Below are 21,633 nucleotides of genomic sequence, written 5' to 3'. Positions count from 1 at the left end.
GCGCATTACCAAAGATACAACCGAGCCGCCCCTTTTTTCGATTAAATGGCCGGCTTGCCTTCAATTTTTCCAGACACTATACGTTGATACAAACAAAATTCCTCTTTTTCTTTGGTCAATGAATACACCCATTACAGTTCTCCTGTTCGGTATCACCCGCGACATTACCGGTCAGAGTACCATTCAGCAGCCGTTACCGACCCAGGCCCGCGTTTCGGATCTGATGGAGCAGTTGCAAAATCAATACCCACGTCTGGGCGAAATCCGGGCGTTGCTGGTAGCGGTTAACGGAGAATACGCCGACCCCGATACACCACTTACCCCAACCGACGAAGTGGCCCTCATTCCGCCCGTTAGCGGAGGATAACGAAATCGGCAGTAGGCAGTAATCTTGCGTCAGTCTGCTGCTACTGCTTACTGCCACTGCCCACTGCCCACTGCCCACTGCTACTGCTTACTGCCACTGCCTACTGCTACTTATGATTGCATTAACCAAAGACCCAATCGACCTGGGGTCCGCTTACAAGTTTTTACAGGCCGATGGGGCCGGTGCTATCGACCTGTTTCTGGGCGTTGTGCGCGACAATACCTCGGCCCGCTCCGTCGATCGGCTTGAATACGAAGCCTACGACCGCATGGCCATCTCTGAAATGCAGAAAATAGTGGACGAAGCTCACCGGCGGTGGCCTATTCTGCGCTGCCTGGTTATTCACCGGACAGGTTTGCTGCGTATTGGCGAAATGGCCGTGCTGATTGGTGTTTCGACCCCTCACCGCGCCGATGCCTTTGAGGCTACCCGCTACATTATCGATACCATTAAGCAAACGGTACCCATCTGGAAAAAAGAGGTGTTTTCCGATGGTGAAGTGTGGGTAAATGCAACGCCCTGATCAGAACCGGGACTTACGCGCCCGTTCGAACATATAGCTCCCCAGAATCGGGTAATGATCGGAGTAGGGGACGTGCCGGAGCGTTTTGAAACGCAAGGCCGTGAGAGCGTTGGCATCATAAAACTGATTGTCGATACGTAGTACGCTCGGTGCCCGGTTGAGCGAGAAACCAAAACCGCGCCCTGCATCCTCAAACGCATTGTGGAGCTTGGCCCGCATACGCCCGTACACCACGCTGTAGGGGGTCTCGTTGAAATCGCCCGTGACAACTACCGGGTAAGGACTCTCGTCGACGTACCGCTCCACCGTTCGGATTTGGGCTTGACGGGCCATGAACCCTTCCCGCAGCGATGACAGAATGCCCCGGGTTTGCAGCCGCACGCCCGCCATCTCCTGCTGATCGAGCACCCGCCGAACCCGAATTCCCATCGACTCCAGGTGTACGTTAATGACCCGGACGGTGTCGGCGCCGATCTTAATGTCGGCCCAGACAATGCCGTTATGGCTCGGCCCGAACGCTTCCCGGCCCTGATTTAAAATCGGATACCGCGAGAAAATAGCCAGCCCAATGTACATGTCGGGTTGGCGTTTGTAGTCGGGGTAGAGCAAGGCTCTGTAAGCGTACCCCGACGAATCGAACCGCTCAATCATCCGCAAACTTTGGTGCCGTTGCGAGTTGTAAAACTCCTGAAAGCATTTCACGGATGCCTCGTTTCGGATCACCCAGTCGGTCAGGAGTCGGGTTTCATGCCGGGCCTGTGGGTTCCGAAAAAACTCCTCCGCGTTGAAATTCATCAGGTTGTAGCTCAACAACGTGAGGGTAGGCTTACCGTACAGGTTCGAGACGGGATCGTTCCAGGCCACGGTTCGGGGCCATAGCCAGTATCCCGCCAGCAGAACCAGCAGGGAGAGCAGGCATCGCCAGGCATTGGTAAAAAACCAGATCAGCAGGCAGGCAATATTGAGGGCCCAGGCAATTGGCAGGGTGATCATGAGCATACTGGCCGACCAGTGTTCAACGGGCACATCGTCCAGAAGCCAGTATAAAAACAAGGTGTAAAGTGCCAGCACCACGTTGAGCGACCACAGTAGCGACCGGAAAAATAAACGAATGAGTTGGCGTACTGAGAATGCAAACGGCATGGCAGGAGTAGAGACTTGATATTTCATCTTCAATGCCTTATATTTGCACCGTTAACCAACCATGAAGGTGTGCGGCAAGGGGAGTTTTACTCCCTTTTTTGTTAGCCATAGGGCATGAATGACGTTGCAAAAATAACTGAACTGCTTCAACCATACCTTAATAACGATTATTTCTATATAGTCGATGTACAGGTAGCGGGTCGTCAGGGCGGAAAATTGAAAGTCACGCTCCTTTTAGATAGTGACGAGGGGATTACCATTGATGAGTGCGCGAGTATCAGCCGTCAGTTTGGCAATCAGCTGGAAGAGATGAACTTCTTCGGCGAGTCGCCGTTTACGCTCGAAGTATCGTCGCCGGGTATTGATTTTCCACTCACCCGGATTCGGCAGTTTCGGCGCAATATCGGCCGGACATTACTGCTGACGCTGACCGACGGGAAGCAGGTGAAAGGCAAGCTCGATAGCGTGACCGACGAACAGATTGTACTTGATGTAGAGCCCGTTAAGATGTCGAAAACCAAAATGAAAGCCGCTGGCCTGACACCCGGACCCGAGGGCCCTACCGCGTTTTCGTTCGATCAGATCAAACAGGCTACTGTAGAAATATCGTTTAAATAGTTTACTGTTTACAGTTTGCCGTTGCATGAAGCGTTTCCCGCATCAGGTAACCCCAACCAAGAACTGTAAACCAGAAACTATAAACTGCAAACTTGAAACTGTAAACAATAAAAATGACCAGCAGCTTACTTATTGAGTCGTTTTCCGACTTCGCCCGGTCAAAAAATATTGACCGGCCTACCATGATTGCGGTCCTGGAGGAGGTGTTTCGGACGATGATTCGTAAAAAATACGGCACGGACGAAAACTTTGACGTCATTATCAACCCTGATAGTGGTGACCTCGAAATGTGGCGCACCCGCGAGATTGTTGACGATGATTCGGAAGACATTTGGGACTACGATAAGATTCCCCTGGCCGAAGCGCGTAAAATTCAGGATGACTTTGAAGTAGGCGAGCAGGTAGCCGAGGAAGTAAAACTCGAAGACTTTGGTCGTCGGGTAGTACAAACGGCCCGGCAAACGCTTATTCAGAAGATTAAGGATCTCGAAAAAGAAATCCTGTATCAGAAATACAAGGATCAGGTAGGCGACCTGGTTACGGCAGAAGTGTATCAGCTCGTGAAAAACGAGACGATTCTGGTCGACAACGAGAGTAATGAACTGAGCCTGCCCCGCACCGAGCAGATTCCGAAAGACCGGCCCCGCAAAGGCGATACCGTGAAGGCCGTCATTCACCGGGTCGATATGAACAACGGCACGCCCAAGATTATCCTGTCGCGTACATCGCCTGTATTTTTGGAGCGGTTGTTTGAGCAGGAGATTCCCGAAATCTATGATGGTCTGATCTCTATTCGGAAGATTGTACGGGAACCGGGCGAGCGTGCCAAGGTAGCCGTTGAATCGTACGATGACCGGATCGACCCCGTAGGTGCCTGCGTAGGTATGAAAGGCTCGCGGATTCACGCCATCGTGCGGGAGCTGAACAACGAAAATATTGACGTTATTAATTATACCGAAAACCTCGAACTGCTCATTAGTCGTGCTCTGAGCCCGGCAAAGGTTAGTTCGATGAATATTGACCGGGAGGCCCGGCGTGTGTCTGTATTCATGAAGCCCGACCAGGTATCACTGGCCATTGGGCGGGGTGGGCAGAACATTAAACTGGCCGGCCGACTGGTGGATATGGAGATTGATGTATTCCGCGACAACGAAGGACAGGAGGACGACGAGGATGTCGATCTGATGGAATTCCGGGACGAAATCGATGAGTGGATCATCGAAGAATTCCGGCGCGTTGGTCTGGATACTGCCAAGAGCGTATTGGCTCGCACGAAAGAAGAATTGGTTCGTTTGACCGATCTGGAAGAAGCTACGATCGAGGAAATACTCGATATTTTACGTAGAGAGTTTGAGTAAACGGGATTTTAATTGAAGTACTTGTTGTTCATATCGTAGGAACAACCGCTAAATTTGCCGATCATATACCGAACGTATGGCAGAAGATAAATCAATGCGACTAAGCCAAGTGGCAAAAGTTCTCCACGTGGGGTTATCCACCGTGGTGAGCAAGCTGTCTGCCAAGGGGTATAAGGTCGATAGTAATCCCAACACCAAGATCCCTATGGATCAGTTGGAGGTGTTGGCGAAAGAATTCAAATCAAACGATCTGCTGAACGGCGCTTCCAAGCCCGCTCCCGTGGCACCGGCTGAAGCTCCCCGCAAGCAGGACGATGACGTTATTCTCTACCGTCGTGATGACGCAGGGCGCCGTATCGAATCGGACGCCAAACGACCCGAGGCCGTTCAGCCTCAGGCACAAAGCCCGGCCGATACTGGTTCTGCCGCTCCGAGTGAGCGCAAGCCTGAGTCGGGTGGTTCAACGCTGCCTGGCCTGAAGGTACTGGGTAAAATTGATCTGAATGCTAAGCCTGGCGCACCGGCTCCGCAACCTCGGCCTGCTACACCGCAGCCCCCGGTTGCTCCGGCTCCTGTAGCGAAAGCACCTGAGCCTGCTCCGGCACCAAAGCCTGCGGCACCGGTTGCAGCCCAGCCCCCTGTGGCTCCGGCTGCTCCTGTAGTGAAGGCACCCGAGCCCACTCCGGCTCCTGTGGCCAAGGCCCCTGAGCCAGCACCGGCACCGAAGCCCGCTGCTCCTGTGCCCGCTCCTGTTGCGCAGGCAAAACCAGCGCCAGCTGCTCCGGCTCCTGTGGCTAAGGCCCCTGAGCCAACCCCGGCCCCGGTCGCTGACCGTGGCCCGGCTGATCGCAGCCCGGCTGAACCGAAGCAGGCTGATCGTAGCCCGGCTGAACCGAAACCGGCTCCCGCTCCTGAAGCGGCCCGCCCAGCTACGCCACCAGCTGCACCAGCCACCACACCACCAGCCGCGCCTGAGCCACCTAAAGAGCCCGAAACGATTCGGGCAGAGGGTAAAGTTCAGCTGCAGGGTCTGACTGTAAAAGGAACCATTGACCTGAGTCAGTTTAACCGTCAACCCAGTGGTCGCGATCGTGATCGGGGTAAGCGGAAGCGGATTCGGGGTAAAGAAGGTAGCGTGGCCAGCTCAGCACAGCCTAATGCAGGTGGTGGACAGGGCGGAGGCCAGGGACAAGGTGGTCAAGGCGGTCCACGCAATGACCGCGGTCCACGCGACGGTAATAACCAGAATCGCCCGAACGATAACCGTCAGGGGCAGGGAGGTCCGCGCAATGACCGTGGACCCCGCGAAGGCCAGGCCAACACGGCCGGTGGCCAGCAAGGCCAGGGTGGTCAACGCAACGACCGCGGCCCACGCGACGGTAACAACAACAATGCCCAGGGTCAGCAAGGCCAGGGTCAGGGTGGTGGCAACCGCAATAACAACACCGGCGGTCGGCCAAACAACAACAATAACAATAACAACAACCGGGGTGGCAACCGCGGTGGTAATACAGGCAATAACAACAACCGGGGAGGCACACGGGATCGTCGTGAGACACCTTCGGAAGCCGACGTACGGGCCAACATTCGGGCTACCAACGCCCGTTTGCAGGGTAACAACCAGAACCGGGGTGCCGACCGTCGTCGGGATCGCCGTCGGGAGCGCAGCGAACGCGAGCGCGAACGGATGGAACTGGAGAACGAAGAATCAAAGACACTGCGCGTAACCGAGTTTGTCTCGGCCAACGATCTGGCGTCGATGATGGACGTTTCGGTCAACGAGGTAATTGCTACCTGTATGAGCCTCGGTATGTTCGTGTCGATCAACCAGCGTCTCGATGCTGAAGCGATCACGGTTATTGCCGACGAATTTGGGTATGATGTGGAGTTTGTAACGGCCGAGCAGGAAGTTGAAGCGGGTCTGGAAGAAATTCAGGATGCTGCCGAAGACCTGCAACCCCGTGCTCCGATTGTTACCATCATGGGTCACGTTGACCACGGTAAAACGTCGCTGCTTGACTACATCCGCCGGACCAAGGTGGCTGCTGGTGAAGCCGGTGGTATCACACAGCACATTGGTGCGTACAGTGTGAAAACGACCGACGGCCGGATGGTAACGTTCCTTGATACGCCGGGTCACGAAGCCTTTACGGCCATGCGTGCTCGCGGTGCGAAAGTAACCGACGTCGTTATCATCGTGATTGCTGCTGACGATAGCATCATGCCCCAAACCCGCGAGGCTATCAACCACGCGCAGGTAGCGGGTGTTCCCATCGTGTTTGCCTTCTCGAAGGTGGATAAGCCGGGTGCCGATGCCGAAAAAATCCGCAACGCCCTCTCGCAGATGAACATTCTGGTAGAAGAGTGGGGTGGTAAATACCAATCGCAGGAGATTTCGTCGAAATCCGGTCTGGGTGTCGATGATCTGCTCGAAAAAGTATTGCTGGAAGCCGAAGTCCTTGAACTGAAAGCTAACCCGAACCGTCGGGCCATCGGTACCGTTATCGAAGCCCAGCTCGACAAAGGCCGTGGTTACGTATCGACCGTACTGGTTGAAACCGGAACCCTTAAGCAGGGCGATGTGATGCTCGTAGGGGCTCACTACGGACGTATCCGGGCCATGACCAACGACCGCGGTGAGCGGATCAAAGAAGCCGGCCCGTCGACACCGGTACAGATTCTGGGTCTGCCGGGCGCTCCGCAGGCTGGTGATAAGTTCAACGTGATGGAAACGGAGCGCGAAGCCCGTGAGATTGCCAACAAGCGTGAGCAGTTGCTCCGTGAGCAGTCGCTGCGGACCCGCAAGCACATCACGCTGGAAGAGATCGGTCGCCGGAAGGCAATCGGAAGCTTCAAAGAACTGAACGTGATTGTGAAAGGTGACGTAGACGGTTCGGTAGAAGCTCTCTCGGATTCGCTGCTCCAGTTGTCGACAGGTGAAGTACAGGTGAATATTATTCACAAAGCGGTTGGTCAGATTTCAGAATCAGACATTCTGCTGGCTTCTGCTTCTGATGCTATCATCGTCGGCTTCCAGGTGCGTCCGTCGGCCAACGCCCGCCGACTGGCTGAGCAGGAGCAGATCGAGATTCGTTTGTACTCGATCATCTATGACGCCATCAACGAAGTGAAGGATGCCATGGAAGGTCTGTTGGCGCCGACGCAGGAAGAAGTTATTACGGGCAATATCGAAGTACGCGAAGTCTTCAAGATCAGCAAGATCGGTACTGTAGCCGGCTGTATGGTGACGGATGGCAACATCAAACGGAACAACAAGATCCGCGTGATCCGCGACTTTATCGTGATCCATACTGGCGACATCGACGCGCTGAAACGTTTCAAAGACGACGTAAGCGAGGTTCGTCAGGGCTACGAATGTGGTTTGAGCGTGAAAAACTTCAACGACATTCAGGTTGGCGATATCATCGAAGGTTTCGAGTTCAAAGAAGTGAAGCGGACGCTCTCGTCGACGTAGGCAACCGCATAACACATATGGGAAGCCCCACCTTGCTCGCAAGGTGGGGCTTTTTTGTTGACTGAATAATGCCTGATTTTCTTGGATTGGTGTAAGCGAGCTGAGCCTCAGAAGTACCGAAACCCGATACGCTCAATCCCTAAAAATAGGGCAGCCAAAGCGATGCAGGATGCAGGGGAAAACCGAGGACATTTGTAAAAACCATTTGGCCGAAAACCCTGTTAGCATAAGGATGTATGTCCGGTCTGAACGGGCCTGCGGGCTGTTGATTTCGGGAATACACCATCTAATAACAACGCTCCCCTACGAATGAGTTACCGCAATCTGAAGGCAAAAGAGTTGCTTACTATCAAAACGCTTGGTGAACTCAAAGCGGCTGGTTACCAGACACGCTCCATCAAGCAGGAGTTACGCGATAATCTGATCGAAAAAATTAAGGCAAAAGAGATGGTTTTCCCCGGAATCTGGGGGTACGAAGAAACCGTTATTCCCGACGTTGAGCGGGCTATTTTGTCGATGCACCACATCAACCTGCTTGGTTTGCGGGGGCAGGCCAAAACCCGGATCGCCCGGCTGATGGTCAACCTGCTCGATGAATATATTCCGGTTGTAGAGGGCTCCGAACTGAACGATGACCCGCTGCAACCCCTCTCGCGCTATGCACACGACCGCATTGCTGAACTGGGCGATGCAACCCCCATTGGCTGGTTACACCGCAGTGACCGGTACACCGAAAAACTGGCCACACCCGATGTGTCGGTAGCCGATTTGATTGGCGATGTAGACCCTATCAAGGCTGCGACGCTCAAACTGCCTTACTCCGACGAGCGGACGATTCACTTCGGGCTTATTCCACGCTCGCACCGCTGCATCTTCGTGATTAACGAGTTGCCCGACTTGCAGGCTCGTATTCAGGTGTCGCTTTTCAATATTTTGCAGGAAGGCGATATTCAGATTCGGGGTTTCAAGCTGCGGTTACCGCTCGACATTCAGTTCGTGTTTACGGCCAACCCGGAAGATTACACCAACCGGGGTAGCATTGTAACTCCGCTGAAAGACCGGATTGATAGCCAGATTGTGACGCACTATCCGAAGTCGATTGCAACGGGTAAGAAAATTACCATGCAGGAGGCCATTGTTAAGACGGAACAGAAAGGGCTGGTTAAAACCAACGACCTTATTACCGACCTGATTGAGCAGGTGGCTATGGAAGCCCGCGAAAGTGAGTACGTGGACGCCAAGTCGGGGGTATCAGCGCGGATGACCATTTCAGCCTACGAAAACCTGTTATCATCGGCTGAGCGCCGGGCTTTGATCAATAGCGAGAAAGAGACTTACGTGCGCATTGCCGACCTGTACGGCGTGGTGCCGGCTATCTGCGGCAAGGTGGAGCTTGTGTACGAGGGTGAGGTAGAAGGCCCGGTTATTGTGGCCCAAAACCTGATTGGGAAATCCATCAGGACGCAATTTTTGAACTACTTTCCGAACCCCGAAAAGGCTAAGAAGGAAAAGCGCGGCAACATTTATAAGAAAATCACCGACTGGTTTGGTGATGGTAACACGATGGAAATCCTGAGTGATTTGCCCAACCGCGATTACGAAAGCCGCCTGCGTACCATTGATGGTCTCGACGATCTGATTGACGAACTGCACCCGCGCCTGAGTAAGGCCGAGAAACTGTTTATGATGGAGTTTGCCCTCCACGGCATTGCCGAATACTCGCTTATTGGCAAGAAAGCGATGGATACCGGGCAGTCGTTTCAGGATTTGGTGGGCTCTATGTTCGATCCGACCAAACACTTTGGCGAAGAAGAGGACGAAGATGACGACGATCGGTTTTAACTTGGCGGCTTGCAAACAGCCTACCCAATGAACCACGAACTATATATGACCCGCGCCCTGGAGTTAGCGACTCTGGGGCGCGGTTTTGTTAGCCCCAACCCCATGGTGGGCTGCGTGCTGGTGTACGACGACCGCACCGGGCCGCGCATTATCGGCGAGGGCTGGCATCAACGCTATGGTGGGCCTCATGCCGAGGTCAACGCTGTTCGATCGGTGCGGCCCGAAGATGAGCACCTGTTGCCCCAGGCCACGGCTTATGTGACCCTGGAGCCATGCTCGCACTACGGCAAAACGCCCCCCTGCGCCGACCTGCTGGTGGAGAAGCGGGTAAGCCGGGTGGTAGTCTGCAACGATGACCCGAACCCATTGGTGGCCGGGCGCGGCCTAACGCGGCTCCGTGAGGCCGGTATTGCTGTCGAAACGGGTGTGTTGGCCGAGCGCGGCCGCGAGCTGAACCGGCGCTTCTTTACGCAAATGGAGCAACAGCGGCCCTACATTCTGCTCAAATGGGCCGAAACGTCTGATGGCTTCATTGGTGGGCCGGGTGGGCAACCGGTGTCTATATCGGGCCCGCTGGCGCAACGACTTGTGCACCGCTGGCGTGCCGAAGAACCCGCTATTATGGTAGGCACCAACACGGCTCGTAACGATAATCCCAGCCTGAACGTCCGGCTCTGGCATGGGCTGAACCCAACCCGGATTGTGATCGACAAGATGGGGACATTGCCGCAATCGCTGCACGTATTCGATGGGTCGCAGCCAACTTTATGCTACACGTATAACGAGCCACCGGCCGATATGCAGGCCACATGTGTAACGCTCAATTCGGGTAAAGACTTCCTGTCGCAGTTATTAGCCGATTTGCACCATCGGCATATCCAGTCGGTACTGGTAGAGGGGGGCGTAGCGCTGCTCAGCTCGTTTATACAGGCGAATCTGTGGGATGAGATGCGGGTGTTTCGGAGTCCTAAAATGCTGGGGGCGGGTGTACCGGCACCAGCCCCTAGTGGGCGGTTGGTGAGCCGGGAGATGGTCGGCCCCGACGAGTTGAGTATTTACCGCGCCCGCTAAGCCAAACCACCCGGTAGCCTACATCACTGGGCTACCCTCAATCCACACGTTCTGTAGCTCCAGCCTGTGATCGAGCCGGAGGAGGTTGGCCACGTAGCCGGGCGCGATCTTGCCCAATGTGTGACCAAACCCCGCTACTTGGGCGGGTACCGTCGAAGCCATTTGCAATGCGTTTGGGAGGGAGATACCGACTTGCTCCACGCAGAGCTGGACGGCATCGAGCAGGGTAATAGCCGAGCCAGCTAACTGATTTTGGTGGTTCAGAATGCGCCCATTTTCGTAGTGCAGGGGCATATCGGCAGTGAGCCAGAACTGATGTTGCTGGGGTCGAATCAATAGCGCGTCGGAAATCAGGAACAGGCGATTGCCCAGCAATCGGTGGGCCAGCCGAATGGAGACGGGGTCGCAATGAAACCCGTCGGCCACAAGGCTACTCTGCACCGTCGGGTGGTCGAAAACCGCCCCAACTACCCCCGGCTCGCGGCTCTCAAAACCGCGCATGGCGTTATACAGGTGTGTTGCCAGCGTAACCCCCTCGTTGAGGGCTCGCCGAGCCTGCCCGTAGGTGGCGTTGCTGTGGCCAATGGACAGCTGCAATCGGGCGGGTTTGTGGGCAAGCAACCACGTCCATTGCTCGGGTGTGAATTGCTCGGGGGCCAGAGTCATCAGCGAAAGTACATCGCCGTACTGCCCAAACAGGTGCGCCAGCTGATCCAGATTGGGGGTGCAGATGGCCGCTGCCGGATGAACACCCCGGCGGTCGGGACTGATGTACGGCCCTTCGGCGTGGAAACCGAGCACGCCGAAGGGCTGCTCATGCATAACCTCGCGCACGGCTTCGGCCGCCTGCATGAGCACCGATTGAGGGGCGGTAAACAGGGTCGGAAGCACCGATGTGGTCCCGCAGCGTCGGTGGGCGTTCAGTATATGCCGAACGGTGTTGGCGGTGGGCGCCTGGTTTAGGAAAACCTGGGTGCCGCCGTACACCTGAAGGTCAACAAAGCCCGGTACCAGATAGTCGCCAGCCAGGTCGATGCTGTTGGGAGTAGCTTCCGATACGTCGGTGGTGTTTACTTCCAGAATACGCCCATTTTCCACCCGTACCGACGCCTGGCTAACCAGTTCGGTACCGGTGAAAACGGTGGCGTTGCGAAAAAGCATCTGCATTCGCGCTTATTCGGGCACCCGAATCAGTTCGGCGGGTTTGGCCAGCCAGCCGTGGGTGCGGGCTTTCTCACCGAACGCCTTCATGTGGGGCATATTACTGTGGGCCTGAAGACCAGCTTCATCGTCCCACCGCTCGTGCATGATAAACCGGGTTGGGTTTTCGGTGCTGTGGTAGAGTTCGTATAACTGACAGGCAGCCTCGGCCCGCACGAGCGGAATCAGTTCATGGAAAGCCGCTTTGAGGGCTTCTTCCTGGCCGGGGTTGGCCGTAATGGTGGCAAAAACGAGAAGAGACATGAGGTTTGGGATTGATGGTTAGCGGGTTTCGTTCCAGATCGACCAGGCTTTTTCGGCCTGGAGAACCAGCATTCGGTAGCCGTTGAGGGCTTGGGCACCCCGGTCGAGGGCCTGCCGCATAAACACGGTTTCGGCGGGGTTGTACACCAGATCGTAGAGCCAGTGATTGGCCGTCAGCTCGGTGTAGGGCAGGTCGGGTGCCTGCGTTACGTTGGGGTAAGTCCCCACCGGCGAACAGTTGATAATGAGCGGGTACTGGGCCAGTTGGCCGGGCAGGTCGTTATAGGTTAACCCACCGGGTGCGGCCGTCCGCGACACTAGTTTGTACCGGATGCCGAGGTCGCTCAGGGCCGCGACAACGGCTTTAGAAGCTCCACCAGTGCCCAGGACGAGTGCTCCCTCGAAAAAATCGGCGAGGCTCTGCACGGCCGGGTGTTGACTTCTTACCCACTCTTCGAGCGACTGCCGGAACCCGTAGTAATCGGAGTTGTAGCCCGTAAGACTCCCGTCGGCTTCGACCCGAATCACATTAACCGCCCCGACTTTCTGGGCTGAACTGTCGAGCCGGTTCAGGAAGGGGAGTACAGCCTGCTTGTGTGGAATGGTCACGTTGAGCCCCCGCAGACCGGGGCTTTGTAGCAAATCGGGCAGATGAGTAGCTACGTCGGCCATTTCGTAGAGGTCGTACCGGGCGTTGGTAATGCCCTCACGCTCAAACTTGTCGGCGAAGTATTTTTTAGAAAACGAATGCGTCAGCGGGTAGCCAATGAGTCCGTAGCGGTTCATAAGGTGTTAGGTTGTATTGTACAAAAAATGGATAATGCGATTAGCCACTACAGCTCGTTCACATTATCCATTTCTGATGAAGTAGGCGGCTTGTGGTCTCTTCAACCCCAAACCTGAAAAATAGTTTATTTCTGCCGGTTCTGAAGCTTTTTCTTAGCGAAAGCAACCACCATGGGCATAATTGACAGGCCAATAATTCCGAACACAACCAGTTCGAAGTTTTTCTGCACAATAGGGAAATTTCCGAAGAAGTAACCCAGCAGCGTGATGCTTACTACCCAAACGATCGCACCGATAATGCAGAACCGAATGTAGCGGCCATATTCCATACTACCCGCACCGGCCACGAAGGGCGCAATAGTACGGACAATCGGAATAAACCGGGCGATGATTACCGTTTGGCCGCCGTATTTGGCGTAAAATTGCTCAGTTTCGGTGATGTATTCGCGCTTGAAGAACAGAATCCGCTCGCGCATTTTGATCTTGTTGCCGAGGGTTTTACCCACAAAATAATTGACGTTGTCGCCCAATAGCGCGGCCACAATGAGCAGGGGAATAATGACGGCTACGCTCAGGTCGTTGGTGTCTCGAGCAGCCAGGGCACCCGCGGCAAACAGCAGCGAGTCGCCGGGCAAAAGCGGCATGACAATCAGACCCGTTTCGGTGAAAACGATCAAAAACAGGATGGCATATAGCAGCACTCCATACTCGTTGGCCCACATGTCGAGGAACCGGTCGAGGTGGAGCAGGAAATCCAGAAGCGTTTTTATTAATTCCATACGTTGTATGAACCGACCGGCGGCCCGGTATGATTGGGGTGATTACGCGGGTCAGAAGTCTCCGACAGCGCAACCGCGCCAATCACGTAAATCACAGTTCGGATTGATTTAAAAAATGAGTGAACGTGTCGCCCCGGAGGCCGAGACGGATGGTTTCGAGCGGAATCACTTCGTGCGGGGCAATGTTGCCGAGGTTCACGTTGGCACCGAGCAGCTTGACAAACCAAACTTGCTGTGCCTTCTGGGGGGCTTCCCAGATAATACTTTCGAAGGGCACCTGCGTCAGAATCTCTTCGACCAGACCCTGCCGGACCTCCCCACTCGACCGGAACAGACCGACGTTGCCGCCTTCGCGGGCTTCGCCGATCACTTTCCAGGCACCGGCCTGCAATTCGGCCTGCATGAGTTTGATCCACTTGTAGGGCGGAATAATCTTGGCTTCGTCTTTAGAGCCCACTTCCGACAGTACCGTAACCTGCGTGGCCAATTGGCGGATGTACTCGCACTTATCGTCGGGGTCCATTTCGATCGAACCGTCTGAGACTTCGGCGTAGGTCATCTTGTACTTGTCGAGCAATCGGCGGTAATCGTCGAACTGCTTTCGGACCACAAAGGCCTCGAATAAGGTACCGCCGAAATAAACCGGAATGCCCGCTGCTGCGTACACGTCCAGTTTTTCCTGCAGATTAGGCGTGACAAACGAAGTGGCCCAGCCCAGTTTGATAATATCGATGTAGTCGGCGGAGGTTGACAGTAAATCTTCGGCCTGACGAATGCTGAGGCCTTTATCCATCACCATCGTGAAACCACTATGACGGGGCTTGGCGGTGCGTTCGGGGATTTGCGTAAGCGTGTAATTCATTCGTTGTGAGTAGGTAGGCTACCTTAATAATGGCCCAAAGCTAATAGAACCTAGCCAAACGACACAGGAAAGTACAGAAAATTGAGTACAAGAGCGCCTTTTGGCTTGGGATAGTGCTATTTTTGGCCATGCAAACAAATCCTCGTCTGGCGTATTTTCAGTCGCAGATCGGCCAGCCTATGGCCCAGAGTATTTCGGGGGTAGGCCGTTGGCTGTGCGGCACCCTGCGCGTAGTAGAGCCCGACCGTATGGTGGCGGAATACGTCGTTCGCGACGATATGGCCAATCCAGTGGGCGTTTTACACGGCGGAGCGGCTTCGGCTATTCTCGATGATCTGTGCGGTATGCTGGTATTTGCGCTCGGTCGCGAATACGGCTATACGTCGGTGAATCTGAACGTCGACTTTCTCAATCCTGCCCGCGTAGGCGACACCATCACGGCCGAGGCCCGGATTATGCGGGCGGGCCGCAATATCATACACGTAGAAGGTAAGATTACGGGCTCCACCGATAAGATTATTGCCAAGTGCAGTACCAACCTGATTCAGACCGGGCTGAAAATTGGGTAAGGGGCTGAGGTCACCAATAGTGGTCTAGGTTAATACTGATTACAGAATTAGTGTCGTATACTTCTTTCATGCAGAAAATCCCCCGAAAGGGGTATTCCATGTGGGGTGTCGGCGGTCTATTTTTGGTGCTCGCTGTATCGAACTTAACCGCGCTCTATGAGACTAATCTTTACCTGTTTTTGCCTTTTACCGGTTTTAGGGTTTGGGCAAATCGCTGACTCAAGCTACGCCAGAGGACAGATCTATATTAAGCTCAGAGATAACATCACTATACATGATGCTGGAAAAAGCGAAACGCTTAATAAACGAGGTGAATTGTCATTTATTCAGGCCTTGTTGGGAAACAAGTCGGCTTCGAAAATTGAAAAGCCATTCTACACGCCTAATTCAGAGCGATTACAGCGAATTTACAAAATTGAATTCCTTTTACCAGAACAGGTTCAAGAGGTTATATCAAAACTCCTTCAGGACCCTGCCGTTGAATACGCCGAACGGGTTCCGGTTGATCGTAAGGTCTATGTCCCGAATGATTACACACCTCCAAACGGTTATTTTGTTGGACAGTATAATCTGGAAATTATTAACGCCATACGGGCGTGGGATATTACGCGTGGAAGTGGAGCCATAGTGGTGGCCGTTACGGATGATGGTGTTGCCACTTCTCACGTTGATTTAGCCGCCAATCTGGTTGCCGGACGTGATGTGGTTTATGATGACAACGACCCCAACCCCGACCGGTCTGACGACGATCATGGAACTCATGTGGCCGGCATCGTTTCAGCCACAACAGACAATAACAGAGGCATTGCGTCACTAGGCTTCAGTATAAAAGTAATGCCTGTTAAGATTGCCGATAATCAGGGGCGTTTGATACAGGCGTATAAAGGCGTAAGATGGGCCGCTGACAATGGCGCACGGGTTATCAATATGTCTTGGGGTTCGCCAACCTTTAGCCAAAGCAATCAGGACGTGATCAATTACGCTGCTTCTCGGGGTTGCGTCTTGGTAGCTTCTGCTGGAAATGATGCAGCAAGTTCGTTTAACTACCCGGCTGCATACGATAACGTAATTTCAGTAGCAAGCACGGATATAGCCGACGTGCGTAGCTTTTTTTCCAATTTCGGTAGCTGGATTGACATTGCCGCGCCAGGTAGTGCTATTCTAAGTACGTTGCTTAACAACACATACGGTCTTATTGGTGGCACCTCAATGGCATCTCCGTTGGTCGCCAGCCTGGCTGGGCTGATGCTATCGGTTAATCCGACGATGAACCGAACCCAGGTAGAAGCTGGCATCAAAGCAACTGCTGATAACATCAACGCTCAGAACCCCAATTATATCGGGCAGTTGGGCGCGGGCCGTATCAATGCGTTCAATGCCGTAAACTGGGCCGCAACCGTTTACTCTACTGCCAGTGGCTCCTGGACAGGCAGTAACTGGACCTATCAGGCACCCTCGCAACACACGAACCCGGTTATTCAGGCCGGGCATACTGTCACCGTGCCAAGTGGGACGTACCCCGTTAGGAATACACTTAACATCAACGGCACCCTTGATCTTTCAACCACCAGTTCAGTACTGAACATCAATAATAACTGACCGATGAGAAAGTATCTGCTTGTCTTTTTTCTTTCGCTTACTAACGAGCCGTTAGCGGCCCAACAAATTAGTTTTGGTGGTAACCGAGTACTGCACATAACAGGGAGTAGTAACCTATTTTTAGGTATCAACAGCGGAAATAATATCTCTGTAGGTGCAGGTCAACAAAACACCTTTATCGGCCGTAATACAGGTCTGAATATTTCTACAGGAAATAATAACACGTTTATCGGTGCATTTGCTGGTGAAGGTAACACATCTGCTAACGATAATACCTTTATCGGGTCTTATGTAGGACGTAATAATACAGGAGGGGTTAATTCATTTTTAGGTTCCTATGCAGGGTGGGCTAATACTACCGGAACTTCAAACATCTTTCTGGGTGCAAGTGCTGGTTTGAAAAATCAAACCGGCTCTGAGAATACGATGGTAGGCACTCAAGCGGGTCAGGAAGGTGTGAATGGTGCGAGAAATACTTTTCTGGGATTTAAAGCAGGCTATGGCGGCAGTGCTACGGGTACGGGTAGTTCAAACACTTTCGTGGGATGGACTGCCGGAATCAACAACAGTACAGGCAATCTAAATACATTGATTGGTTATGCTGCCGATGTTGTCAGCAATAGTCTCACCAACGCAGCTGCCATCGGTGCTAATGCCCGTGTGGCTGTTTCTAACGCCATCGTACTGGGCGATCCGACGAACACGAGCATGGCTGTTGGCATCGGGACTGACTCCCCTCAGTTTCCACTTGATGTTCGGGGCATTATCAATCTCCGCAACCGGGGTACCATCAAATTTAGCCACCTGAGTAACCCTAACCTGCGTCATGGCGCAACTGACCAATTTCTGACGGTCAACGAGCAGGGCGAGACCGTTATGGCCCGATACCGGATCAGCATTGGTGATGCCAGCCAATGGGCCGATAAGGTATTTGCACCGGGGTATCGGTTGCGGTCATTAGCGCAGGTAGAGGCTTACACACAACAGCATGGTCACTTACCGGGGGTGCCCTCAGCGCAGGAGGTTGCTCGGGAGGGAGCCGATGTAGCCAAACTTACGGCTACCTTGCTGGAGAAGATAGAGGAACTGACCCTTTACACCATTCAACTCGAAAAAAATAACCGACAGCAGCGGGCAGAACTCGATGAGCTGAAACGGGCAGTCAGAAAGCTAAAAAAGTAAATACGTGACTTTCCATTCTCATAACCCGTGCCGAATAGCGAACTGAATCAGGTCGGTTATTTTGCTGATGCCCAGTTTGAAGTGAATGTTTTTGCGGTGGGTCTTGACGGTCTCGTAACTCACGTGCAGATGCTCGGCAATCTGTTCGTTGTTTAGCCCCTGCCGGATCAATCGAATAATCTCGACCTCGCGAAAGGTAAGGTTGAGCCGCCGGGCAAAGTCATCGTCAAACGTGCTGCTGGCAGGCGGTGCCTGCGGGGTCAGGTTAGGATCGAAGTAGGTGCCCCCTTCCAGTACCGCCCGGATACCGCGCATCAGTTCGGCTGTGGTGGCATCTTTGAGCAGGTAACCGTGCAACCCTGCCCGCCGGGCCTCTTCAACCAGTTTGGGCTGATTGTACATCGTCAGCATCAGAATCCGAACGAGGGCGAAGCTGCTCAGAATGGTACGGGCCAGGTCGATACCATTGGTGCCCTGTAAATTGGCATCGAGCAAAATCAGGTGGGGCGAGGTCCGCTGAATAGCGGGTAAAGCCTCGGCCGGGTTAAACACCTGCCCGCAAACGTGCAGGCCCGGCTGTTCATCCAGCAGACTCTTCAGGCCATCGTTAAACAGGTGATGGTCGTCGATCAGCAAAATTCGGGTCGGCTCGGACGGCAACATGCGGTACGGTTGTGTAAGGTACATCGAGAACCACCAGCGTACCCTGTTCACTTGCTTCGCGCCACAGCTTAGCCCCGATGTATTCAGCCCGTAAACTACTACTTTTTAGCCCAATTCCTACCTGCGGGTTCTCCGTTTTTGCGGCTCGGCTACCCAAACCGTCGTCTTCGACTGTAACGCTCAGATAATCATCGTAATAAAGCAATTGAACGGCCGCCTGCCGGGCCTGAGCATGCTTATGTACGTTCTGTACCAGTTCCGACACAATGCGGTATATGTTAAGCTCGGTCTCGAGTTGCAAACTCCGAACCTGACCAGCCACCAGAAACGAAAAACGGGTTGGTTGGGCCGGTTGGCTCTCCACCAGTTGCTGTAGGGCGTAGCGCAGGCCGATGCGTTCAAACTCGGGTGGCATCAGGTTGTGGGCGATGCGCCGGAGGTCGTGGCTGCTTTTCTGAATGAGGGGTTCAAGGGCGTCGATTTCGCGGGCGGCCTCCACGTCGCGAAGCCGCTGCCGAATGTCGGACAACCGCCGACGGACGGTAGCCAGTGTCCCGCCAAGGTCGTCGTGGAGGTCAGCCGCCAGCCGCCGACGCTCGGTTTCCTGCGTGCGAATTATGCGGGTGATGTCTTGCTGTTGCCGACGCAGCCGGGCTTTGGTGTAGAGCCTGATGCCGAAGACCAGCAACGCGATGAGGCTGCCCCCCGCCAACAGTCGAAAAAGGGTTGTTTGCCACCAGGGAGGCCGAATCACAATCTGGATCGACGTACCGCTTTCGTTCCAGACCCCATCGTTATTCGACCCTTTGACCCGAAATGTGTAGGTGCCGGGAGCTAGATTGGTGTAATTAACGTACCGCCGGGTACCACTGTACACCCAGTTGGGTTCGAGCCCGACCAGCTGATAGGCATACCGGTTTTTCGACGGGTTGTGAAAATCGAGAGCCGCGAAATCGAACGAAAGAAAATTCTCGTCGTAGTTCAGGTCGAGTGTTTGGGTGCCGCCTTGTCCCGCAATGGCTTTGTCGAATAATTTAATCTGCGTGACTACTACCGGGGGAGTGTATAGGTTGATGGACAGCCCACCCGGATCGAAGGCTGTGAATCCGTCGTCTCCGCCGAAATACAGGGTTCCGTCGCGACCCCGGCAGTGGGCTGCCCGAAAACCGTAGCGTTGCAAGCCGTCGTTGGCGTCGTAGTTGGTAAACGTCAGGCGGGTTGGCGAAAACCGGGAGAGCCCCCTGGAGGTACCAAGCCAGAAATCACCCTGTGGGGTCTCTTCAATGGCAAGAATTGAATTGTCGGCCAAGCCGTCGCGTTGCGTAAACGCCCGGAAGGTTTCGGTTTTAGGATCGAAGCGGCACAGCCCCCCGCCCGAAGTGCCAAACCAGAGCACTCCCCGCGAATCTTCCAGAATGGCCGAAATGGCGTCGGCCGTGATGCTGCCGGGCCGTTGTCGGTCGGGTCGGTAGTGTTTGAAGCCGCCTGTTTTCGGGTCGAGTCGGTTCAGGGCTACACTGCCGGTTCCCATCCAGATATAACCCTGCCGGTCTTCCCGGATCGACAGCACCCAGCCGTCGCTCAGGCCATCAGTGCGTTGCGGGTCGTAGGGGTAGTGAATCACCTGTCGGGTAGCCGGGTCGAAGCGTTTAGCCCCCATATCGGTGCCCAGCCAAAGGCTGCCTTGTCGATCCTGGTAAATGGTGAAAATGCGCGACTGCCCACCCAGACCGGGGTAGCCGAGGGTATCTTGGGTGAGGTTGGTAAACAAGCCTGTTTTCGAGTCGAGCAGTGCCAGTACCCCCCGGCTGGCGACCCACAAGCGTCCCTGTCGGTCTTCAAAGAGGCTCTCCACGTTTCGGTTGGGCAGGCTGCGGGGGTTGGCGGGGTCGTGCCAGTAGTGCGTAAAGGTGCCGGTGCGTTTGTTGAGCCGGTTGAGGCCCTGGCCGGTTCCTACCCAAACGGTGCCGGTTCGGTCTTCCAGAATAGCACTCACAAACTTGTAGCTGAGCGTTTCGGGCCGATAGGGCAGGGGGCGGTAGTGCCGAAACGGCAGCTGGGCGGGGTTGGCTTTGTCGATGCCTTCGCCGTAGGTGCCTACCCAAAGTAGCCCCGACCGGTCGACGAGCAACGCCCGGATATGATCGCTACTAAGCCCCGTTGGGTCAACCGGATCGTGCACGAATTGGGTAAACTGCCCTCCGCGCGGGTCGAACCGAAACAGGCCGTCGTTGCCCGTGCCCATCCAGAGGTAACCTTGCCTGTCGCTTGTAAGGTATCGAAAGCCCTGATTGATTACCGTATTGGCCGCAGCTTCGGTTTTTTGGGTGTACGTGTACTGGGTAAAGGTTTGGGTGTTGGGGTCGAGTCGGTTGAGGCCGTTGTCGGTGCTGACCCACAAAGTACCGCCTGGGTCTTCGTAAATTTCCCAAACTCGATTATGGCTCAGGCTACGCGGGTTGGTGGGGGTGTGTCGGTAGTGGGTCAGTTGCGCCTGCCCTTCGGTTGCGCTCGGTTGCAGCCGGTGCAGGCCATTATCGGTGCAGGCCCACACAGTGCCCCGGCGGTCGCAGTAAACGGAATGCACAACGGGCGTGACGGCCGGGCCGGTTGGTGTTTTGTTGACCAGCAGGGTCGCGTAGTTGAACCGCGAGTACTGGCCCGTTTTTTTGTCAAATCGGCGTAACTCGGCCCGCCCGTTCGACACCCACAGGTACCCGTACTGGTCTTCGCCCATCGTGTGAATGGTGCCTTGTTGGAGGGTTTTGGAGTTCGGAGGGTAGTTGGTGAATCGTTCCGTCCGCCGATCGAACCGGCAAATGCCCTGGCCCATCATTCCGATCCAGATTGTACCCTCCCGGTCTTCCATCAGCCGTACCACGGCATTGCCCACCAGCGAGGTGGTGTCGTTGGGGTTTTTGTGGTAGGTGGTCAGCGTATAGCCGTCGTACTTATTCAGGCCGTTGTCGGTAGCAAACCACAGATACCCCTTGCTGTCCTGAATCATCGCGTAGATGATGTGGTTCGACAGCCCCTGATTGACGTTCAGGTGCTCAAAACGCAGACTGTTTTGGGCTCGACTCTCAGCGGTGAGCTGTAACAGAAGCCAGAGCGCTATAGACCAGATACGATGCACAGGCAAAGGGGTTAGGGGAAGCCAATACGCGGCATGAGTACGAAAATAGGTCCTATTGGCTTTGGGTGGTTTTAGAGTGTGTGGACAATTAGGATAAACTTACCCAATCCTACGATCTTTGTGGCATGAGACGCTATGAGATCACCGAGCAGGAATGGACTAAAATCACCCCTCTTCTACCAGGACAGGCAGGCTC

General features: G+C 54.5%; 18 protein-coding genes. 10 read left to right on the top strand and 8 right to left on the bottom strand.

Features of this window, described 5'->3' with window-relative positions; translation table 11 throughout:
- Window positions 1-118 precede the first annotated feature (118 nt).
- On the top strand, window positions 119-367 hold the full coding sequence (moaD, locus tag F5984_RS25270) for a molybdopterin converting factor subunit 1 (RefSeq protein WP_152127008.1): 249 nt from the start codon (window positions 119-121) through the stop codon (window positions 365-367).
- Between the two features lie 112 nt (window positions 368-479).
- Window positions 480-890, top strand: coding sequence for a molybdenum cofactor biosynthesis protein MoaE (locus F5984_RS25265; protein WP_152127007.1), 411 nt, complete (start codon window positions 480-482; stop codon window positions 888-890).
- On the opposite strand, the gene F5984_RS25260 is transcribed toward F5984_RS25265, so the two are convergent.
- Window positions 891-2,033, bottom strand: coding sequence for an endonuclease/exonuclease/phosphatase family protein (locus tag F5984_RS25260; protein ID WP_152127005.1), 1,143 nt, complete (start codon window positions 2,031-2,033; stop codon window positions 891-893).
- Between the two features lie 114 nt (window positions 2,034-2,147).
- Here F5984_RS25260 and F5984_RS25255 point away from each other — a divergent pair, with 114 nt between their 5' ends.
- The 5 genes from F5984_RS25255 (at window position 2,148) to ribD (ending at window position 10,397) form a co-directional block, all read left to right on the top strand.
- Window positions 2,148-2,651 (top strand): ribosome maturation factor RimP, encoded by a 504-nt coding sequence (locus F5984_RS25255; protein ID WP_152127003.1) that lies wholly within the window; start codon window positions 2,148-2,150, stop codon window positions 2,649-2,651.
- 113 nt (window positions 2,652-2,764) lie between these two features.
- Complete coding sequence (nusA, locus tag F5984_RS25250; protein ID WP_152127001.1) at window positions 2,765-4,009, top strand: transcription termination factor NusA; 1,245 nt, start codon at window positions 2,765-2,767, stop codon at window positions 4,007-4,009.
- Window positions 4,010-4,085: 76 nt separating this feature from the next.
- On the top strand, window positions 4,086-7,484 hold the full coding sequence (gene infB / locus F5984_RS25245; protein WP_152126999.1) for a translation initiation factor IF-2: 3,399 nt from the start codon (window positions 4,086-4,088) through the stop codon (window positions 7,482-7,484).
- A 309-nt stretch (window positions 7,485-7,793) separates the two neighbouring features.
- A complete protein-coding gene (locus F5984_RS25240; protein ID WP_152126997.1) occupies window positions 7,794-9,326 on the top strand; it encodes a P-loop NTPase family protein in 1,533 nt (510 codons plus the stop codon).
- 27 nt (window positions 9,327-9,353) lie between these two features.
- A complete protein-coding gene (gene ribD, locus F5984_RS25235) occupies window positions 9,354-10,397 on the top strand; it encodes a bifunctional diaminohydroxyphosphoribosylaminopyrimidine deaminase/5-amino-6-(5-phosphoribosylamino)uracil reductase RibD (protein WP_152126996.1) in 1,044 nt (347 codons plus the stop codon).
- An 18-nt stretch (window positions 10,398-10,415) separates the two neighbouring features.
- On the opposite strand, the gene nagA is transcribed toward ribD, so the two are convergent.
- From nagA to F5984_RS25210, 5 genes are all read right to left on the bottom strand, one after another.
- Window positions 10,416-11,558: an N-acetylglucosamine-6-phosphate deacetylase gene (gene nagA, locus F5984_RS25230; protein ID WP_152126994.1), complete on the bottom strand. Its 1,143-nt coding sequence runs from the start codon at window positions 11,556-11,558 to the stop codon at window positions 10,416-10,418.
- A gap of 12 nt (window positions 11,559-11,570) precedes the next feature.
- On the bottom strand, window positions 11,571-11,861 hold the full coding sequence (locus tag F5984_RS25225; RefSeq protein WP_152126992.1) for a putative quinol monooxygenase: 291 nt from the start codon (window positions 11,859-11,861) through the stop codon (window positions 11,571-11,573).
- A gap of 18 nt (window positions 11,862-11,879) precedes the next feature.
- Complete coding sequence (locus F5984_RS25220; RefSeq protein WP_152126990.1) at window positions 11,880-12,647, bottom strand: shikimate dehydrogenase family protein; 768 nt, start codon at window positions 12,645-12,647, stop codon at window positions 11,880-11,882.
- Window positions 12,648-12,772: 125 nt separating this feature from the next.
- The gene (locus F5984_RS25215; protein WP_152126988.1) at window positions 12,773-13,426 is read right to left on the bottom strand and encodes a DedA family protein; all 654 of its coding nucleotides are present in this window, start codon (window positions 13,424-13,426) and stop codon (window positions 12,773-12,775) included.
- 91 nt (window positions 13,427-13,517) lie between these two features.
- Complete coding sequence (locus F5984_RS25210; RefSeq protein ID WP_152126986.1) at window positions 13,518-14,288, bottom strand: phosphosulfolactate synthase; 771 nt, start codon at window positions 14,286-14,288, stop codon at window positions 13,518-13,520.
- Between the two features lie 128 nt (window positions 14,289-14,416).
- Here F5984_RS25210 and F5984_RS25205 point away from each other — a divergent pair, with 128 nt between their 5' ends.
- From F5984_RS25205 to F5984_RS25195, 3 genes are all read left to right on the top strand, one after another.
- Entirely contained in the window at window positions 14,417-14,857 is a 441-nt protein-coding gene (locus tag F5984_RS25205) for a PaaI family thioesterase (protein WP_185155644.1), read from the top strand.
- 156 nt (window positions 14,858-15,013) lie between these two features.
- A complete protein-coding gene (locus F5984_RS25200) occupies window positions 15,014-16,456 on the top strand; it encodes a S8 family serine peptidase (protein ID WP_152126982.1) in 1,443 nt (480 codons plus the stop codon).
- Window positions 16,457-16,459: 3 nt separating this feature from the next.
- Window positions 16,460-17,638: a hypothetical protein gene (locus F5984_RS25195; RefSeq protein ID WP_152126980.1), complete on the top strand. Its 1,179-nt coding sequence runs from the start codon at window positions 16,460-16,462 to the stop codon at window positions 17,636-17,638.
- Between the two features lie 18 nt (window positions 17,639-17,656).
- Here F5984_RS25195 and F5984_RS25190 read toward each other — a convergent pair whose 3' ends face one another.
- Window positions 17,657-18,301, bottom strand: a complete 645-nt coding sequence (locus F5984_RS25190) for a response regulator (protein WP_152126978.1) — start codon at window positions 18,299-18,301, stop codon at window positions 17,657-17,659.
- The gene (locus F5984_RS25185; protein WP_246169377.1) at window positions 18,246-21,437 is read right to left on the bottom strand and encodes a sensor histidine kinase; all 3,192 of its coding nucleotides are present in this window, start codon (window positions 21,435-21,437) and stop codon (window positions 18,246-18,248) included. The genes F5984_RS25190 and F5984_RS25185 overlap by 56 nt, the downstream gene beginning before the upstream one ends.
- Window positions 21,438-21,633 lie beyond the last annotated feature (196 nt).

Source organism: Rudanella paleaurantiibacter, from assembly GCF_009184635.1.
Lineage (GTDB): Bacteria > Bacteroidota > Bacteroidia > Cytophagales > Spirosomataceae > Rudanella > Rudanella paleaurantiibacter.
The sequence above is the reverse complement of the archived record's forward strand: the minus strand, read 5'-3'. Positions and strand labels throughout refer to the sequence as shown.

Excerpts from the sequence above, each read along its gene's own strand:
- moaD (WP_152127008.1), top strand. The coding sequence starts at position 119 with ATGAATACACCCATTACAGTTCTCCTGTTCGGTATCACCCGCGACATT.
- F5984_RS25265 (WP_152127007.1), top strand. The coding sequence starts at position 480 with ATGATTGCATTAACCAAAGACCCAATCGACCTGGGGTCCGCTTACAAG.
- F5984_RS25260 (WP_152127005.1), bottom strand. The coding sequence starts at position 2,033 with ATGCCGTTTGCATTCTCAGTACGCCAACTCATTCGTTTATTTTTCCGG.
- F5984_RS25255 (WP_152127003.1), top strand. The coding sequence starts at position 2,148 with ATGAATGACGTTGCAAAAATAACTGAACTGCTTCAACCATACCTTAAT.
- nusA (WP_152127001.1), top strand. The coding sequence starts at position 2,765 with ATGACCAGCAGCTTACTTATTGAGTCGTTTTCCGACTTCGCCCGGTCA.
- infB (WP_152126999.1), top strand. The coding sequence starts at position 4,086 with ATGGCAGAAGATAAATCAATGCGACTAAGCCAAGTGGCAAAAGTTCTC.
- F5984_RS25240 (WP_152126997.1), top strand. The coding sequence starts at position 7,794 with ATGAGTTACCGCAATCTGAAGGCAAAAGAGTTGCTTACTATCAAAACG.
- ribD (WP_152126996.1), top strand. The coding sequence starts at position 9,354 with ATGAACCACGAACTATATATGACCCGCGCCCTGGAGTTAGCGACTCTG.
- nagA (WP_152126994.1), bottom strand. The coding sequence starts at position 11,558 with ATGCTTTTTCGCAACGCCACCGTTTTCACCGGTACCGAACTGGTTAGC.
- F5984_RS25225 (WP_152126992.1), bottom strand. The coding sequence starts at position 11,861 with ATGTCTCTTCTCGTTTTTGCCACCATTACGGCCAACCCCGGCCAGGAA.
- F5984_RS25220 (WP_152126990.1), bottom strand. The coding sequence starts at position 12,647 with ATGAACCGCTACGGACTCATTGGCTACCCGCTGACGCATTCGTTTTCT.
- F5984_RS25215 (WP_152126988.1), bottom strand. The coding sequence starts at position 13,426 with ATGGAATTAATAAAAACGCTTCTGGATTTCCTGCTCCACCTCGACCGG.
- F5984_RS25210 (WP_152126986.1), bottom strand. The coding sequence starts at position 14,288 with ATGAATTACACGCTTACGCAAATCCCCGAACGCACCGCCAAGCCCCGT.
- F5984_RS25205 (WP_185155644.1), top strand. The coding sequence starts at position 14,417 with ATGCAAACAAATCCTCGTCTGGCGTATTTTCAGTCGCAGATCGGCCAG.
- F5984_RS25200 (WP_152126982.1), top strand. The coding sequence starts at position 15,014 with ATGAGACTAATCTTTACCTGTTTTTGCCTTTTACCGGTTTTAGGGTTT.
- F5984_RS25195 (WP_152126980.1), top strand. The coding sequence starts at position 16,460 with ATGAGAAAGTATCTGCTTGTCTTTTTTCTTTCGCTTACTAACGAGCCG.
- F5984_RS25190 (WP_152126978.1), bottom strand. The coding sequence starts at position 18,301 with ATGTTGCCGTCCGAGCCGACCCGAATTTTGCTGATCGACGACCATCAC.